Genomic DNA, 18,510 nt, shown 5'->3' on the forward strand with positions numbered 1-18,510 from the left:
CAGTGTTACAGCGGGACCTACTTTATTTAAGCAACCGCACTAACAAGGTACCCGGCTCACGCATTGGGTCTTGGTTCACACTCAATACATAGCCACTCGTGGGCGCATGATAGCGCTGAATTTCATCACCAAAACTATCATATTGAATAGCAACCAGCTGGCCAATTTCAACAACCTTTCCAATCGACACCTGTGGTAACGCAAATCCCCCAAGTGTTGCACGAATAGTAAAGACTTCCTTACCTTCAAAGCATTCAAACTCTGGTAATTGAATATCGGCATCAACCAAGCCTTCAGCACTTAAAATGTTCATCACACCATTTAAAGAGCGTTCAATCATGTCAGGCTGAAGTACCTTACCCGCGCCAACTTCCACTGTAATTGAAGGCACACCACTGCGGTTCCAAACGGTTTCAAGTACCCCGTCATCACCTGGATCATCAAAAATACAGTCAGGATTCATTAAACGCGCCATTTTCACCGCTTGAGGAATACGATAATCAGCAAATACGTACAAGGGATATTCCGCACCACGCGTTTGGGTATGAAGATCAATAGCAAGATCGGCATTATGGCCTAACAGATCATGCCAAATCGCTGCAATATAACGTTGGGCTGCATCACCGTCAGGCTTACCCGGAAAGATACGATTAAGGTTCGTGGGGGAGGCGTCGGGATCAGAAAGGATAAAATCACGTGTGTGCATCAACATACCAGAAACATTGACGGTAGGTACAATCACGACGGTTCCATGAACAGTCTTCTCAGCGAGAACTTGAATTATTTTTTGAGCCGTGATCACGCCGTTCAATTCATCACCATGCACGCCAGCCGTGATCATAACTTTACGCGAACCATCCCCTTGCTCGCCCCGGTAAACCACCACCGGCAGATGCCAACTTTGACCAATGCCATTCGCCTGTGGGCGGAACCAAAAGCGGTGGCAGCCTGTCGGCAATTCATCCACATTTAGTTGAGAAATAACTTGGTGTCCCTGCAAGATATCATCGGTATAGACTGTCGTTTTCACATTAACCTCCCTTGATACTGTTGTACTAAAGCATCACTGCTAGCATATTTAATTGGCGGATTGCTTATTCAACCACCATGTTAACTCAAATATCAATAAAAAAAGGGCAGTCAGAACTGCCCATTTATACAAATTAACTTATCAACTGGCTTAGTCTGTTTATGCAAAGCCCATCAAGTGCGCTGCAACGACAACCACGCTCGACAATACGAATAACACCACAATAAAGCGCCAACAGAACCTCGCCCAATCACCCCAGTCGATACGACATACACCAAGGGTTGCCATTAACGACGCCGAGGTTGGAACAATAATGTTGGTAAAGCCATCACCAAGCTGGAAGGCAAGAACAGCAACTTGGCGTGTTACACCCGCTAAATCTGCTAATGGTGCCATCAACGGCATGGTTAGTGCTGCCTGACCCGAACCAGACGTCACAAAGAAATTAAAGATAGCTTGGAAGGTAAACATTAACCATGCAGCAATCGCTTCTGGCAATGATCCAATAACATCCCCCGCACTGCTTAAAATTGAGTTCAGTACACTGGCTTCTGTTGCGTCACCACCGCCGCCGAGGATCAACAAAATACCTTTTGCACTACCCACCAGCAAAGCGGGAGCCAGCATAATACTTGCGCCCTCTTTAAAAGAGTTCGCCATGTCGTTAACCGTCATACCATTCAAACGGAAAATGACACCAATCAAACCAGCAACAAAGCCCATGGTGAAAAACTGAGAAGCAATTTCAGGAATATACCATGCATGAACAACAACGCCCCAAATCACCCAAACCATCGAAGCGACAACAGTCAGTAACACTAAGGTATCGCCCAAGATCCAACGTGAGTCTGTTAGATTATCTGTTTGCCCTTTGAAATGCGCATCACCCTTTTGGCTATAAGATTTAGAAGGGTCTTTTTTTACGGTATTGGCATACCACATCGTGAATGCAATGCCGAGTATAGTGAAGAAAATCCATAGCGCGATACGTACAGATGCACCCGAAAGTACTGGTACACCGGCGATTCCTTGAGCAACAGCAACCGAGAATGGGTTCATCCAAGATGACGCAAAGCCAATTTGGGTGGCTACATAGGTAACCATAACAGTCGTGATACCGTCATAACCAATCCGCACCATCAATGGCGCAATAATAATGGCAAAGGCTACTGCTTCTTCTCCCATTCCAAATACCGCCCCGCCCAGCGAGAAGAGCGAGAAAAGTACCGGAATAAACAAAGACTCACTGCCTTTGGTACGGTCTATCAGACGCAGGATACCGTTATCAATCGTACCGGTTCGCATGACAATGCCAAATGCACCACCAATCACCAGCATGAACATGATAACCCCGACCGCAGAGCCCCACTTCGAGCCAGAAACAAGGCCCTCAAACACAAAGTTCATTAAGCCAATGCCACCACCGCTGGCAAATAAACCAACAGTGTTATAAACAAGGTTCCCCTGTTCGTCTGTCGCGTGAGTAAATGACGCAGGATCGAGTACGGTGCGGGTCTTTTCAGCCCCGTCGGCCACATAAGTAATATCTTGGGTTTCAAACATGCCAGCCGGGATAACGTAAGTCATCGCGGTTGCCAGTAAGGCAATAAAGAAAATTAATACCAGTGTGTCTGGCATTTTCCAGGTTTTATTTTGGACAACGTCCGATGTTGTAGCGCTCATTATAATTGTTCATCTACTGCTAAAGATTAAGCATAAAATATCGCTAAATTCGCATACAATGTCAATTATCAAATATATTTTAACTAATAATGCAGATTTAATATCTATCAGCCTGAGTGATACATCACATCCCTCCCATACACAAAATGAACCTAATTGCATACAGATCGCTCGTACTACATACTAACGTAAGCCTTCAATGCTGATACAGCATCAGCTAAAAAATAATAATGGTTCAAGGGAAAGCAATGAGAAAAATTACGATTATCGGAGCCGGTCAGGCTGGCCTTCAGCTCGGAATAGGGCTGCTACAACATGGCTACCACGTCAAATTAGTTACTGATAAACAGCCAAAAGAGATTGAGCACGGCTATGTTATGTCGACCCAATGCATGTTTCATTCAGCCCTCAATGCCGAACGCCAGTTAAAACTCGATAACTGGCAGGACACTTGTCCGGAAATTCGTTCGATCAATCTTTGTATCACGGCACCTGACGCACCAGGCAGTAAGGCTATCGAATGGCAAGGAGAGTTAGAGCATATTGCCCAATCTGTCGATCAACGGATCAAATTCCCAGCTTGGATGACACTGTTCACACAGCAAGGCGGGTTACTTGAGTTCAAGCAGATCACCGAACATGAACTCGACGACTATGCAGCAGAGAGCGATTTAGTCATTGTTGCATCAGGTAAAGGTGAAATCGGACAACTCTTTAAGACTGATGACAGCCGTACGAATTTCACCCAACCACAGCGTTCCCTCTCATTATTGTATGTTTCCCACCCCGACCAAGACTGCCAACTCAGTAAAGTGAGCTTTAATGTCATTCCCGGTGTAGGGGAATATTTTGTTATGCCAGTACTATCCCGTTCAGGGCCATGTGAAGCCATGCTTTTTGAGGCTATCCCCGGCAGCCCGATGGACTGCTTTAAGCCAGACGATTCACCGGAGCAGCGATTGACAACCGCCAAGCAGCTTTTACAGCACTACCTACCCTGGGAGGCCGAACGTGTAAATGCTGTGACACTTACAGATGCAAAAGCAGTTATCCATGGTCAGCTGACACCAACGGTTCGCCACCCAACAGCAATACTCCCCTCTGGAAGTACTGTATTGGGATTGGCAGATGCTGTTTGCCTTAATGATCCCATCACAGGTCAAGGCTCTAATAATGCAGCTAAAGCCGCTCAAGTATACCTATCACGGATCCTTGAACGTGGAGATAAACCGTTTGATACGCAGTGGATGACTGATACTTTCGATCAGAGCTGGCAACATGCTCAATGGGCCACCCGCTGGACTAACATGATGCTAACCCCACCTCCCGAGTTTGTTCTCAACCTACTGGGCGCAGCAAGCCAGCATCAAGTACTCGCTGACCGTATCGCCAATGCGTTTGATGACCCACAAGACCTATTCCCATGGTTTGCCGATGAACAAGAAGCTAGCCGTTATTTAGCAAGTTTAGCGGCGACCTCTTAATCATAGATCTCGCTTTAATGCTAACTACTGCTAACCAAACAAAAAGCGCACCTGTTAAGGTGCGCTTCGGCTATTTTAACTGTCGCCCTCTAGGGCGTGTTAACGGCTATTTACCGGCCAAGATTAAGTAGCATCTCTGTCGGTTTAACGATAGCAACAATCGCTTCATCGTAAATCTTCGCGGCATCGCTTAACTGTTGACTAAACGCTTTATGTTCCTCTTCCGTCGGTTGGCGGTTAACTTCATGTAAAGCTATCAACTGGAGGGCAATATTCGCCACCTCTACCGTCTTCTCGGCAACAATCACGGTATCCACTGAGGCAATGTTATTCGCAAAAATCGGCGCAGATGCTTTAGCAGCAGCTAGAACGGTTTCATAATGAGTTTTCAATGTCGCCAATGCTTGCTTATCGCCATTCGCAACCAGCTTCACGTTCGCTTCCATGTCGTACACGGCATAGCTTTCAACTGGCAAAGCATCAACAAAGCGATTTAGGCGCTCATGCTGGTTATACAAGTCACCGTGATTAGGTGTTTGAATCCATTTTTCCCAGTTGCGCGCATAATACTGTGCCGGCTCGGTATAACGAGCTAGGATAATAAGCGGCTGAGCATCTGCACCATTGGCAATACGCTTATACATAATATCAGCGTTGAAGTGATGCTGAAGTCCCATCGAAATCTCAGACCAAGTATCAACCGCTTTCATTCGCTTATACATGCTGTCTTCATCGGTCAGTGATTCACTCGACCAGAAACGCTCAGCAATAGCATAGCTACGTGGCCAAATTCTATTTTCAACCGTCATTGAATCTAGGTTTTCAGCCCAAACTGTGATTTCACCACCCAAGATCAATGACTGCTCATCTTTAGTTAGCTCAGCAGGATAACCACCATCAGGTGCAGGAATTTCTGAACCTTCAAGCGCTGTACCCGCAATCAATTTACCAGTGGTCGGCCAACGCACGTTACCAATCAGCTGATAGCTTTCTTGCGCTAACTCATCACCTTCAAATGCCAAGTTGAATTCAGTGTAAGACATAAAGTTATCGAAATGACCACGGAACACTTTCCCAGGCACGTATTCGAGGATATACACCTCTTCACGCGATTTACCGTTGTAATCAGTAAAGGCACGGAACTCACCATCAGTGCCTTCAATGATGGTGATCAAGCCAGAACGTGGGCCACCCTTGGTACGTGGTTTCGACCATTCATAAGCCGCGAACTTCTCGCCTGCGTGTAGCTTGTCATCAACCGTGATCCCCGTTGGCATCGGATCATTACGGTAATGATAACTGGTTGGCTGAGGCTGATCTAAGTAGTAGCCTGTCGATAGAATACCTTGGTAGCCTTCTTTGGCTGCTCGACCAATACTGTCATGGCCACGCCAGCTCTGAATAACCACCGACTTTGGTAGATCTTTATGCCAAATCTCATCCCAGCCCATGACTTTCTTGCCGCGTTCGTCCAACATTTTTTCAACTTGGGTGTTCAAATAAGACTGTAAGCCACGGTTACCGTCTAACTTTTTATCCGCAATAAATTGTTGGATTTCTTCACTATCAGTCCACTGTGCATAATTTGGCTCATCACCACCGATATGGAAGTATTCATCAGGGAAAAGCGCAACCACTTCGTCAAACACCTTACCTAAAAAGGTATACAGCTCTGGGTTGGTTGGATCCATTAGTGGAACAAATACGCCCCACTCGCGCTGATGCGGGTAAGCTTGTCCTTCGCCACCCGACATTAATTCTGGGTAAGCGTGGGCCACTGCCGAAGCATGGCCTGGCAGAGAAATTTCAGGAATAACGCGAATACCTAGGTTGCGAGCATATTCAACAACATCACGAATTTCGTCTTTGCTGTAATAGTCACCATCGGCTGTTTTCTGCCACAACTTAGGGTAGCTATCTAGCTGGATACGGATAGCCTGATCATCCCAAATATGCCAATGGAAAATGTTCAGTTTGGCTGAAGCCATCGCATCAAGCTGGCGCTTGATCACATCCACTTCAATAAAGTGACGAGAGGTATCGTAAGATACACCACGCCAAGGGAATCGAGGTTCATCTTCAATGCTAACTTCTGGCACAAAGTTTCCTTTGCTGTCAGTCGCAACAAGTTGGAGTAAAGTTTCAATACCACGAATCGCACCATACGGACGCTCAGAAGTCAGAACTATCTTGCCATCCTTTGCTGTTAGCGTGTAAGACTCGTCAGCATCAATTGATTGCACTTCAGTCTTAGCCGGTTGCTTAATGTCGATAACCAATACCGCATCAGCTTCACTTTCTGCCGTTGGCGAGAGCATCGGCACACCCGTCTGGCGCTCTAACCGCTTTAACAAGCGCTTCGCGGTAAAATCTACTCGCTCAGAGGAAAAGCCTTTAAGATAAATATTGAAGTTATGGTCGATATTCACCCGGCCTTCACTCAATTCAACAGAATGCGGGTATGGCATTAGGTTTAAATCGGTATTTGGCGCACCAGCCAATACCGCTGGCGATAATATTGCGCCCATAACAAGTGCAGACAAGATTTTTTTCTTCATGACCATTCCTTAAGCGAGGAGGATATTTATAAAATCACGTAAATTTTAAATTTGCAGAACAAATTAAACAGTGAGGAAAGACACATAAGGATTGAAGATGTTTGATAGTTTCAAACAAAAAACAAAGAAAAAAACACCAATAGATAATATAAACAATAGGTTAAGTGATGTTATAAAATAACCATGATCTGCACAAAAATCGTTAGAAATATCAAAAAATCATACCTTTATCCCAAAATTTAAGGCATTCCATCCCATCAAATCTCTACGCAAAATAAGATCACTCCCACCTGTTATTGATTTAGGTCAGGTAGAACAATCATGTCACCTCAAGATCATTAAATTGTGTCGTGTTGATCACAAAAAGTGATTAAAATAGCGGCTCTAAAAATTTTCACGAATGGATGTTCACATGTATAAATTGGTTGCCCTAGATATGGATGGCACGCTGCTTAACTCAAAGAAAGAAATTTCACCGCGTACCAAACAAGCAATTCAAGCCGCACGCGAACAAGGTGTTCATGTCGTTTTAGCTTCTGGTCGCCCACTAGAAGGAATGGAGAAATACCTGACTGAGCTAGAGATGCTAACAGACAATGACTATGTCTTGAGCTATAACGCATCACTGGTTCAACAAGTTGAAAGCAAAACAGCTATCCGTAAGCAAATTATGAAAGGTAGCGACGCTAAAAATATTGCGAGCCTCGCTAACGATTTTGGTACTTTCGTCCACGCTTTCTCACCTGAACGCGGTCTAATAACCCCAGAAGACAACACTTACACCCAACACGAATCAGAGATTAACGGTGTTGAGACTACAGTGGTAGATTTCACGGAGTTAACTAGCGATGAAGAAATCATTAAGGTAATGATGGTTGCAGAACCAAGCATTCTTACTGCCGCTATCGAGCAATTGCCTGCTGAGCTATACGAACAATACACTATTGTTCAAAGTGCCCCGTTCTTCTTGGAATTTATGAACAAGAACAGCAACAAAGGTACTGGCGTTGCGATGCTCGCAGAATACTTAAATGTCACCGCAGATGAAGTGATTTGTATGGGCGATGCGGGTAACGATCACCACATGATTGAATACGCAGGCCTAGGTGTTGCAATGGAAAACGCCACTGAAGATACCAAAGCCCTAGCCAACCACATTACCGCTAGCAACGATGACGATGGTGTGGCCAAAGTAATTGAGCAGTTTATTTTAAATAAATAGCCGTAGCTTGCTGACGAAAGGCGAAGTTAAAGTCTTCGCCTTTTTACCTCTATTCCTTTTTCTCATACCCCTCGATTTTATTTCGTTTGTAAAACATACCTGTATACCCAAATCTAATAGCATTATTAGTCCTTACAGGAACTCATCATGACAAACGTTTTCCATCGTCACTGCCACGCAAAACTCCCTGTTGTTGCAGGTGGAGATGGAGTGTATTTAATTGACAACAAAGGGAAATATTACTTGGACGGCTGTGGAGGCGCAGCAGTTTCTAACTTAGGACATAATCACTCTCGAATTAAAACGGCAATTAAACAGCAACTTGATGCTATTCCTTACGCACACACCGGCTTTTTCACTAATACCAGCGCTGAACAGCTCGCCAAGCGCTTAGCGGATCTTGCACCATCAACGTTAAATCATGTCTACTTTGTTAGTGGTGGCTCAGAAGCGGTAGAAGCGGCATTGAAAATGGCACGCCAGTATTTTGTTGAAACTGGCAAACCAAACAAAAATCAATTCATTGCGCGCCGCCAGAGTTATCACGGCAATACATTAGGTGCGCTCTCTGTAGGAGGAAACGAATGGCGGCGTGACCCATTTAAACCCATCTTAACAACCACCCATCATATCGCGCCTTGCTATGCTTATCGTGATCAGCTTGAAACGGAATCTGAACAGCAATACAGCGAGCGCACCGCCAATGAACTCGAACAGAAAATCCTAGAAATTGGTGCAGATTATGTCATGGCCTTTATTGCAGAGCCCGTGGTTGGCGCAACAGCTGGCGCTCTTCCAGCTACAAGCGGTTACTTCAAACGGATACGAGAAATTTGCGACCGTTATAATGTATTACTGATCCTTGATGAAGTGATGTGCGGAATTGGCCGAACAGGGACATTTTACGCGTTTGAGCAAGACGAGATCGTACCTGATATTGTAACTGTCGCCAAAGGCTTAGGGGCAGGCTACCAGCCCATTGGGGCGGCTATCGTCAATGATAAAATTTATGATGCTATCGCCAATGGCAGTGGTTTCTTTCAGCATGGTCACACCTTTATGGGTCACCCTATAGCCTGTGCTGCCGCACTTGCCACTGTCGATACCATTCTTGACGACAAACTTCTGAACAGTGTTAAAAGACTTGGAGATCAACTTCAACGCAAGCTAGACCAAGCCTTGATGCCATTACCTTATATTGGTGAGATTCGAGGCCGAGGGCTATTTATTGGCATCGAGTTAGTCGCAGACAAAACAACTAAAGAGCCACTTCCCATCCACTCTAAAGCACATAGTGCCATCAAAACTGTTGCGATGGAAAACGGCTTAATGTGCTATCCAATGGCTGGGACAATTGATGGAAGGCGTGGTCACCATATATTACTAGCACCACCATTCATCATTGAAGAACACCAACTTGATGAACTGGTTAGCAAGCTTAAAACTGCCATTCTAGACGCCTCTATTCACTGGATGTAGCCATGACAAATCACACCATTGCAAACCCAATGACCGAAAATCAAACCACCTTAAATGAAGCTGCAATCATTGTTGCACCCAATGGTGCGAGGAAAAGCCATTCAGACCACCCCGCACTTCCTATTACCAACGAAGAGATTATCAACGATGTTATAGCATGCCGTGATGCAGGGGCCGCAATGGTACACCTGCATGCGCGCAATAATGAGGGAAAGCATTCACTTGATATTTCAGACAACATTAAACTATATCAATCACTTAAAGAAAAAGTGGGTGAGAGTATTATCGTTCAGCTTACGACAGAAGCGATTGGCCAGTATTTGCCCCATCAACAAATAGCATTGATAAAAGAAACCAAGCCTGAGGCTGCATCGTTTGCCCTCAGTGAATTGATCCCCAATGACAATTATTTAAGCGATGCATCAGCATTTTTTCACTGGGTAGCAGAAGAAAACATCATTGCACAATACATCTTATATAGTGCCGAGGATCTGCAGCGGTATTTATCATTCATCAAACAAGACATATTACCCGCATGCAATCACCACCTACTCTTTGTCTTAGGCCGATACAGCAAACAACAAGTCGCCACACCACAAGATCTATCGCCCTATTTACCACACCTACCAAACATTAATACAAGGTGGGCAGTTTGTGCCTTTGGTAAATATGAACACTTTTGCCTAACCACTGCTATGCTTATGGGGGCAGATATTAGAGTAGGGTTTGAAAATAATCATCTTAATCATCAAGGCACTATGGCTCATAACAATGCAGCCCAAGTCACTCATTTACGAACAACCGCAGAACATCTCAACATCAAGACTCTTGATGCCCACAGTTTCCGAAGAAGATTGATCGCGAGCAAGCGTCCATAAACAAGCTATACACAACCAGCCGTAAACTCATTTAAAAAGGATTTCCATGAGACACACAAAAAAACTATTAACAATAACAACAGCTGCGCTTCTAATGGGTACCGCCTCTTTATCTCACGCTGCAGATCGCTTTGTCACGATAGGCACAGGTGGTGTAACTGGCGTTTATTATCCGACAGGTGGTGCCATTTGCCGCCTAGTAAACAAAGGTAAAAAAGAACACAACATACGCTGCTCGGTTGAAAGTACGGGGGGCTCTATCTACAACATTAACACCATACGTGCGGGTGAGCTTGATTTGGGTATTGCTCAATCAGATTGGCAATACCACGCGTATAACGGCTCGAGTAAATTTGAGAAAAGCGGTGCATTTAAAGATTTACGTGCTGTTTTCTCTATTCACCCAGAACCTTTCACCATTGTTGCCAGAAGCGATGCTGGGATCAAAACCTTCGAAGATCTAAAAGGCAAGCGCGTTAACATCGGTAACCCCGGTTCAGGTCAACGTGGCACCATGGAAGTCTTAATGACACGCTATGGTTGGACGAATGAAGACTTCAAACTCGCCTCTGAATTAAAGGCGTCAGAGCAGTCAAAAGCACTGTGTGATAATAAAATCGATGCCATGATTTATACTGTTGGACACCCAAGTGGTGCTATCAAAGAAGCAACAACATCTTGTGAAAGTAAAATCGTAACAGTGGCCAGCCCAACTGTCGAAAAACTGGTTTCCGATAATAGCTTTTACCGTATCGCGACAGTCCCAGGTGGTATGTACAAAGGTAACGCGGAAAACGTAACAACATTTGGTGTGGGTGCAACCTTTGTATCATCAACCTCCGTACCTGATGAAGTGGTATACAACATCGTTAAATCTGTTTTTGAGAACTTTGACGATTTCAGAAAACTCCACCCCGCTTTTGCTAACTTGAAAAAAGAAGAGATGGTTAAAGACGGGCTATCTGCTCCGCTGCATGACGGCGCAAAGAAATACTATAAAGAAATCGGTTTAATGTAACCCACACACAAAAAACACCCTAATACTCAAAACCCAGCCTTCTGGTTGGGTTTTGTTTGCCTGCTTTGTTACGGCAAAGTATTTCACGGTAAGAGTGTTTCACTTAACCATCGATTAAACACACTCACTTTTCTGGAATGTAATTTATATTTAGGGGCAATCATATAATAGCCATAGTGGCTAACCAGTGTGGCACGCAGAGGGTTAACTAACTGTTGTTGTTCAATCAAATGCTCCACCATAAAATCGGGTAATAATGACAACCCTCGGTGGTTTTTTACCGCTTCTAAAGACATATAAAAATGCTCGAAACCCACGCCATAAAATGCCATATTACCGTCTAGTTGGTAAGTAGCTTTAAACTGCTCCCACAAGTGAGGCCTCGTAACTTGCGGCAAAAGAACATGCTTATTCAAGTCAGTCATACTCGTGATTGGTTTCTTACTTAAAAGCTCAGAAGAGCCCACTAATAGCAGTGTCTCCTTGTGCATTAAGGTCGCATTCTCATAATGTTTCGAAATGGGTAAGCATCGAATAATAATATCGTTTTCACCACTTACATCATTCACAGGGCCATCACCGGTCTTGAGGCTCACTTGAATATTCGGATACGCTTGAGTGAAACTATCTATGGCCTCAATGAGCCATAAGCTAGCAAAAGACGGGGTGACATTTACTGTTAATACTTCTTCAATTTGATCTAATTGACGTAAGCTGGCTGTCGCATTTTGGACGCTTTCAAGTGCTTCAACAATTTTAGGAAGGTACTGCTGCCCTATGCTTGACAGACGAATGCCATTCAAATGCCTTTCAAATAAAGGGAGCCCTAACTGCTGCTCTAACGCCGAGATTTGTTTACTAACGGCACCTTGAGTGACAAAAAGCTCTTTTGCAGCCTTTGAAAAACTTAAATGGTTAGCCACTGCAATAAATGTTCTCAACGCTTTTATTGAGGGAAGCTCACTTCCTTTGAGCACAACATATACCTTATCCCATTAGACAGTAGGTATTAATTTATGCTGTTCGCCACAATTATTCAACGCTTGTGGCTAGGACATATTTTTTTCTGGCCAATCAACCTTTCACGTTCATTCGTCGCCCTTGTTCTAATTTCGTGCATCACATAAGTAAGGTGATCCCGCGTCCATTGCTGCCCTGATTTTTTATCATAGTTATTCGGCAACTCAATACCTGCTGGCGCGTAAGCATCGATCCCAAGTTCTTTGGCAGTATCAATGGTACGCAAACTATGCTCATAGAACCCAACAACCACCGTTTTACCCATATTATCAATACCACCAGCAAGCTCTACTGCGCGTTCAGCAACCCCTTTAGTACATAAGTAATCTATCGTACCTTTCGCGGTTAAACGGGGGTAAATAGCAAATAAATGCTGCTCCGGAACTCGCTTGTCTATCGCTTGTGCAATTTCCCATTGAGCATAAACTGGCTTACGTGTTTGGTGGTATATTTCAACAACCGCATCCGCTAGTGCCTCATTCATTGGCCCGGGAAGCTGGTTGCCATTCGGTAGCGTTCGATTTCCAAATGCAAATGCCAAAATACTCTCAGCTTGTGGCAACGGTAATAGTTCACTTTGCCATGTCAGAATATGCGTCATTAAAAACTCAGCGGTGCTGGCTGCTACGTCTTTATCCATAAGTTGTTTTACCAACTTTGCTTCTATCGCCTGCCGCAATTGGGCATCACTCACTGTATCTTCAGGAAGCGCCTCTATCGGACATATCATCGCAGTCATAAATACCAACGTCATTATAGTAAATTTAGTGTCGTCAAACTCTCAACCAATTGGATAAGGGCTTATGATGTAGATCATAGTTAAGAGGCTGATTTTGAGGGCAGCTAACTTGATCGAATCTTACTTCTGCAACAGATTACAATAACGTTCACCGATGACCATTAGATGAAAGAGGTTACAACTACACTATAAGAAGCATAATAATAACGAGTGGATGCAATGGATTGTTTCAAACACTGTCATATCTTTCTTATCACTGTTTGGGGCATACTTTTTCCTAGCTTACAACTCTCTGCGGCACAAATTCAAAGTGCCAGCCCATCCAGCCAGCGATGTGTTAATTGCCACAGTGAACAATATCAACAATGGCAACAAAGCCATCATTTCAAGGCAATGGCGAAAGCCACACCTGAAACGGTTCTAGGTAATTTTAACAATGTCTCTTTTGAATATAACGGCATCAAATCTCGCTTTTTCCAAAAAGGTAAACAGTTTTTCGTAACCACCGATAACGCTAGAGGAAAGCAAGAAACATTCAACATTAGCTATACCTTTGGGGTGTACCCATTACAGCAGTACTTGATCGATTTCGACGATGGCCGAAAACAAGTTTTAAACATTATGTGGGATAGCCGCCCCAGCTCAGAAGGCGGTCAACGCTGGTATCATCTTTATCCTGAACATCCCAGCATGACACATGGTCATAACACGGAAGACCAAAGTGCTGCCAATAATACCAACAACATGCCCGCTGCTGTATCGCATAACAACCAGCCGCATTGGACAAAAAACTATTTTAACTGGAACAGCCGCTGTGCCGCTTGTCATTCTACTCAGGTTGAAAAGCACTACTCACCTAATTCAAACAGCTACAAAAGCCAATGGCGCGAAATAAATGTCAGTTGTGAAAGTTGCCACGGCAATAGCAAAAATCATCTCCGTTGGAGTGAGAAATCGGAGAGAAAGCAAACGCGTGAAGCCAGCAAAGGCTGGGGATTCAGTATTAAAGATGAAGGAACTTGGTCAGCAGAACAAACTGAAAACAACCCATCGGCGTACCGTACATTTAAGCGTAAGGGAAGGTCAGCGAATAAACAAAACACAGTCTGTGCGAGTTGCCACTCTCGCCGCAGCGAAATAACCACACCCGACCCGTATTTAGATTATAACGACAATTACATCCTCAGCCTGATTGAATCACCGCTCTATTATGCTGACGGTCAAATTCGCGAGGAGGTATATGTCTGGGGCTCATTTATCCAAAGTAAAATGCACCATGAAGGAGTAACGTGCAGTAACTGCCATGAACCTCACAGCTCAGCCCTCAAAGCGGAAGGCAATGCCTTATGTACTCAGTGCCATAACCGTGAAATATTCAATACTACCTCTCACCATCACCACCAAGAAAATACGGCAGGTAGCCAGTGTGTAAACTGTCACATGACAGAAACTACCTATATGGGTGTAGATACGCGCCGAGACCACAGTTTTCGTATCCCACGTCCCGTATTGTCAGCACAAGTGAATGCACCCAATGCGTGTAATCAATGTCATCAACAATGGTCTCCAGAGCAAGCTCAACAGTTTATCAAGCAATGGGGTACCAATGATCACCCTCAGCACTTTGCCATCGCTTTTCAGGCCGCAGATAATTATGTCTTCCAAACACCAGAAACCAAACAATGGTTAAGCGATATCGCCAGCTCTGCACAACAACCTGACATTATCCGTGCTAGTGCCTTAATTCGTTTCACTCAAGATCAAGATAATCTCAAGATAATTGCCTCAGAAATAACAAATACGTCGCCCATTATCAGGCTCGCGGCAATACGATCGCTTGCCGTTTACCCAATACAAGTTCGTTATAATATGCTGTCGAAAAAGCTGGATAACCCAACACTTCCGAAAGAGAAAAAAGCAATAAGAATTGAAATAGCACGTCAACTTGCTGGATTGCCGCTTGTGTCGTTAAATGTCCATCATGCCGAGCAAGTTCGTTCGCTTAATCATGACTTTCTCAAGTACAGCCAATTCAATGCTGATCTCCCCGAAAGCCAAATTATGTTGGGAAATTTTCACCTCAACAATAATGCATTCAAGAAAGCAGAAAAAGCCTATCTACACGCTTTGCTCTTAGACGATGACTCTATAGCCGCAATGGTAAACCTTGCTGAGCTTTACCGCCAAACTCAACGCGATCATCTTGCCGAACCTTTATTGCAAAAAGCAATAACGCAAGAGCCTAACGACGCCAGTCACCACTACGCCATTGGCCTGTTATATATCCGGCAAAATCAGCTCGAGCTAGCACTCTCTGCTTTGGAGAAAGCGAGTAATTTACACTACTCCCACCCCGTTTTTGCTTATACCTATGCACTCGCGCTGCAAAAGAAGAAGCAAGATAACCTAGCAAAAGACTACCTGGTTGAGTGGGTGAAAACACATGGCGAAGAACCACAAGTTATGCAGGTTTTAAATAGCTTGCACTAGGGCACGTAGTTCCACTGAGTATTATCTTTAATGGCTTGCTTCAAAAAAGTAATAAAGAGCCGCGTTTTTTCAGATAAATATTTATTACTCGGATAAACGGCATATAAAGCGGTTTGAGGCATAATTTCAAACGCATGAGCAATTTGTACCAGCTCTTTTTTATTGATTGCACTTTGCACAAGTACTTTAGGCAAAACAGCAATGCCACAGCCGGTCATTACCGCTTTCTTCACCGTTAGCGCATCGTTACATTGCGCCATCGGTGGCTCGAACATCGTATATTCATTGCCATCATGACGTAGTTTAAAATGGTATTTCCGAGGGTGAAGTAGCTGTATTTTTGAGTGTTGTCGCAAAGTATCGAGCGATAACTGTGACGGCTGTAATGCACCTTCATTTTGCTCAAAGTACTGTGGTGACGTTACCCATATTTGTGGCGAATCTAATAGGTGAATGGCGATTAATTCAGAATCCGGCAATGGGCCAATTTGTACAGCAACGTCAATGTCGCCAGTGTAGAGATCTAAATGCGTTTGCGATATCTTCAAATCGAGTTGGATTTGTGGGTACATTGCCAAGAATTGACCCAGTTGATCTTGGATAAATTCATAATTAAACCCTGTCGGTAAAGAAACCGATAACCTACCACTCGGTACTTGCTTGAAGCCTGATATTGTTGCTCGTGTTGCATCAAGTTGTTCAATAACCAGTTGGCAATGATGGTAAAACTTTTCGCCTTCGCTGGTTAAACGTAAATTGCGCGAGTTTCGCTCTAATAAACGTATATCCAAATCCGCTTCCAGCCGACTTATACTTCGGCTAATAGTCGATTTTGGCATCTCAAGCTTTTTAGCTGCCGCAGAAAAACCACCGCTATCAATCACGGCGACAAATATAGGCATATCGTTAGCGTTCCATTTCATGAACGATTCGTCTCATTATGGCTTCTTGTTCACATATTGGATCGTGATTATGATCATTGTCAATATATGTCAGAGTGAATTGCCATGACCCCAAATACTTTTCCCAAGCTATCGATTGTTCTACTGCTATTAGCCACAAGTGCGCTAACAGTAATGGCAGGTACGCTAGTTGGACCTTCATTACCCGCTCTAAATTCACAGTTTGATAATGTTCAACTTGTGTCGTTATTGCTAACTCTACCTGCGCTAGCCGTTGTTGTAACCGCACCGTTTGTTGGAAAACTCACGTATAAATTCGGCCTTAAGCCATTATTTATTTTTTCCTTATTCGGCTATGGCCTTGCTGGAAGTACCGGACTTTGGCTAGACAGCTTGCCTGCACTGCTAATAGGGCGTTTTGCGTTAGGCATGTCTATTGCCGTAATTATGACATTAAGCGCAACCTTGGTATCTAACCTTAGCTCAGGGCAAGGAAGAGAGAAGCTGATAGCTTATCAATCTGTTGCGATGAATATGGGAGGGGTCGTATTCGTTGGCTTCGGTGGGTACTTGGCTGATTTACACTGGCGATTACCTTTCTCGCTTTACTTATTGGCCATTGCCTTAACAGCCATCGCCGTATTTATTGTTCCAGCAACTACAAAGCAACCCGATAAAGAGAAGGTCATCATCTCGCGCCAACAATGGCTCGTAGTCATCCCTTTTTATATCGTTGGCTTCATGATGATGGTGCTGTTTTACATGATCCCTGTCATGTACCCATTTGTTGTCACCGAATTGCTGGACGCTCGCCCGACTCAAATTGGCTTATCACTAGCACTGTTTAGTATTGTTGCGGCCTTTTCTTCTATGTTGCTACCCAAAATTGCAGGAAAAATCAGTGAATACCAAGTCATGGCTTTCGCCGCACTGGCTTTCGCTATTGGCCACCTTTTTATTGCATTGGCAGGTACATGGGTTGGTATGGCGGTTGGAGGGTGTGTTGTGGGTATAGGATTTGGCATTATCCTTCCCGCTCTGAACAAAGGCATCGCTGCTCGAAGCGAACCCGCCAATCGCCCACAATTAATGGGGGGCTTTGTTACCGCCTTTTTCCTCGGGCAGTTTATCTCACCGATTGCTGGCCGCTTATTCACAACGTCTGATACTCAATCGGCCTTTATCGCGGGAAGCGTTGTGGCATTTATTTTAGCCATACTCTTATTGCTTATGCCTAAAACTGTTCAACGCCAGCAACGTTTAAGCGCACGTAATGCGATCAAAACATAATAAAAAAGCCCACTCATTAAGTGGGCTATTTCAGTAATATTAATGCTATGCAGAGTATATTTTACGCCTAAACGCTCGCATTCCGATCAAACCTAAAGGGAAAAGTAAAAGACTGGCAGGCTCTGGGACAGGGGTGTTATTTGGGTCTCCAGAAGGACCTATGAGTTTTGATGAGCCAGCGCTGAAATCTGTTCCTTCGATGCTTTGTACACGCATACCAACCCGTTGAGCTGAAAACTGCGTTTCATCAAGACCTGCAATGGTAATGTCAAAGCTCAGCGTTTCGATAAAGCCTCCTGCTCCGCCGTTTTGACCGACTTCTACCGCTAAATCCCAATTATCCTCACCACTACCATTTATATTTACATTGCCACCAAGTGAGGTACCCACCGTATTTTCATTGAATAAAGAGCTGATAACTGCCGTACTCCCCCCAAAGGTTGGCGAACCAGTTAATACACCAAAATTTGAGAAATCAAACCAAAGTCCAAGTATGTCACCCTTTGTAATACCAGCATTAATCGGGGCTGAAATATCAGCAGTGACTGTAACCGTATTCGCACCATTATTATCAAACGTTAACTGACCAAAGAAACCACCACCGTTTGTAGCATCTTCTAAATTCGTTATGACTGTTGCATTAGCGACGCTACTGGTAGCCAAAATTGCCGCAAATAATATAGACCTTTTGACATTCATCACTGCTTTCTCTTCTTA

The 18,510-nt window shown here is 44.2% G+C and carries 14 protein-coding genes; 7 read left to right on the forward strand and 7 right to left on the reverse strand.

All coding sequences use genetic code 11. The features are described from left to right. Window positions 1-22: 22 nt before the first annotated feature. Window positions 23-1,030: a succinylglutamate desuccinylase/aspartoacylase family protein gene (locus L4D78_RS22290; protein WP_428468957.1), complete on the reverse strand. Its 1,008-nt coding sequence runs from the start codon at window positions 1,028-1,030 to the stop codon at window positions 23-25. Between the two features lie 159 nt (window positions 1,031-1,189). Then, a complete protein-coding gene (yfcC, locus tag L4D78_RS22295; RefSeq protein WP_428456327.1) occupies window positions 1,190-2,668 on the reverse strand; it encodes a putative basic amino acid antiporter YfcC in 1,479 nt (492 codons plus the stop codon). Between the two features lie 293 nt (window positions 2,669-2,961). Here yfcC and L4D78_RS22300 point away from each other — a divergent pair, with 293 nt between their 5' ends. Then, entirely contained in the window at window positions 2,962-4,197 is a 1,236-nt protein-coding gene (locus tag L4D78_RS22300; RefSeq protein ID WP_428468958.1) for a styrene monooxygenase/indole monooxygenase family protein, read from the forward strand. Window positions 4,198-4,307: 110 nt separating this feature from the next. Here the strand turns inward: L4D78_RS22300 and L4D78_RS22305 are convergent, their stop codons facing one another. After that, window positions 4,308-6,755 (reverse strand): beta-N-acetylhexosaminidase, encoded by a 2,448-nt coding sequence (locus L4D78_RS22305; RefSeq protein WP_428468959.1) that lies wholly within the window; start codon window positions 6,753-6,755, stop codon window positions 4,308-4,310. 412 nt (window positions 6,756-7,167) lie between these two features. Here L4D78_RS22305 and yidA point away from each other — a divergent pair, with 412 nt between their 5' ends. From yidA to L4D78_RS22325, 4 genes are all read left to right on the forward strand, one after another. Next, on the forward strand, window positions 7,168-7,977 hold the full coding sequence (yidA, locus tag L4D78_RS22310) for a sugar-phosphatase (protein ID WP_428468960.1): 810 nt from the start codon (window positions 7,168-7,170) through the stop codon (window positions 7,975-7,977). A gap of 147 nt (window positions 7,978-8,124) precedes the next feature. Then, window positions 8,125-9,456: an aspartate aminotransferase family protein gene (locus L4D78_RS22315; protein ID WP_428468961.1), complete on the forward strand. Its 1,332-nt coding sequence runs from the start codon at window positions 8,125-8,127 to the stop codon at window positions 9,454-9,456. Window positions 9,457-9,458: 2 nt separating this feature from the next. Continuing rightward, the gene (locus tag L4D78_RS22320) at window positions 9,459-10,334 is read left to right on the forward strand and encodes a beta-keto acid cleavage family enzyme (protein WP_428468962.1); all 876 of its coding nucleotides are present in this window, start codon (window positions 9,459-9,461) and stop codon (window positions 10,332-10,334) included. 46 nt (window positions 10,335-10,380) lie between these two features. Further along, the gene (locus L4D78_RS22325; protein WP_428468963.1) at window positions 10,381-11,352 is read left to right on the forward strand and encodes a TAXI family TRAP transporter solute-binding subunit; all 972 of its coding nucleotides are present in this window, start codon (window positions 10,381-10,383) and stop codon (window positions 11,350-11,352) included. 83 nt (window positions 11,353-11,435) lie between these two features. On the opposite strand, the gene L4D78_RS22330 is transcribed toward L4D78_RS22325, so the two are convergent. Together L4D78_RS22330 and L4D78_RS22335 are read right to left on the reverse strand one after the other, a co-directional pair. Further along, entirely contained in the window at window positions 11,436-12,329 is an 894-nt protein-coding gene (locus tag L4D78_RS22330; protein WP_428468964.1) for a LysR substrate-binding domain-containing protein, read from the reverse strand. A 59-nt stretch (window positions 12,330-12,388) separates the two neighbouring features. Beyond that, the gene (locus tag L4D78_RS22335) at window positions 12,389-13,111 is read right to left on the reverse strand and encodes a hypothetical protein (protein ID WP_428468965.1); all 723 of its coding nucleotides are present in this window, start codon (window positions 13,109-13,111) and stop codon (window positions 12,389-12,391) included. A 219-nt stretch (window positions 13,112-13,330) separates the two neighbouring features. Between L4D78_RS22335 and L4D78_RS22340 the strand changes: the two genes are divergently transcribed. Beyond that, window positions 13,331-15,601 carry a cytochrome c3 family protein gene (locus L4D78_RS22340; protein WP_428468966.1) on the forward strand — a complete coding sequence of 757 codons (2,271 nt, stop codon included), beginning with the start codon at window positions 13,331-13,333 and terminating at the stop codon, window positions 15,599-15,601. Here L4D78_RS22340 and L4D78_RS22345 read toward each other — a convergent pair. Continuing rightward, a complete protein-coding gene (locus L4D78_RS22345; protein WP_428468967.1) occupies window positions 15,598-16,524 on the reverse strand; it encodes a LysR family transcriptional regulator in 927 nt (308 codons plus the stop codon). The genes L4D78_RS22340 and L4D78_RS22345 overlap by 4 nt on opposite strands. An 84-nt stretch (window positions 16,525-16,608) precedes the next feature. Here L4D78_RS22345 and L4D78_RS22350 point away from each other — a divergent pair, with 84 nt between their 5' ends. Continuing rightward, window positions 16,609-17,793, forward strand: coding sequence for an MFS transporter (locus L4D78_RS22350; RefSeq protein ID WP_428468968.1), 1,185 nt, complete (start codon window positions 16,609-16,611; stop codon window positions 17,791-17,793). A gap of 45 nt (window positions 17,794-17,838) precedes the next feature. Here L4D78_RS22350 and L4D78_RS22355 read toward each other — a convergent pair whose 3' ends face one another. Then, on the reverse strand, window positions 17,839-18,492 hold the full coding sequence (locus L4D78_RS22355) for a PEP-CTERM sorting domain-containing protein (protein WP_428468969.1): 654 nt from the start codon (window positions 18,490-18,492) through the stop codon (window positions 17,839-17,841). Window positions 18,493-18,510: the final 18 nt, after the last annotated feature.

The organism is Photobacterium minamisatsumaniensis (genome assembly GCF_050336695.1).
GTDB lineage: Bacteria > Pseudomonadota > Gammaproteobacteria > Enterobacterales > Vibrionaceae > Photobacterium > Photobacterium minamisatsumaniensis.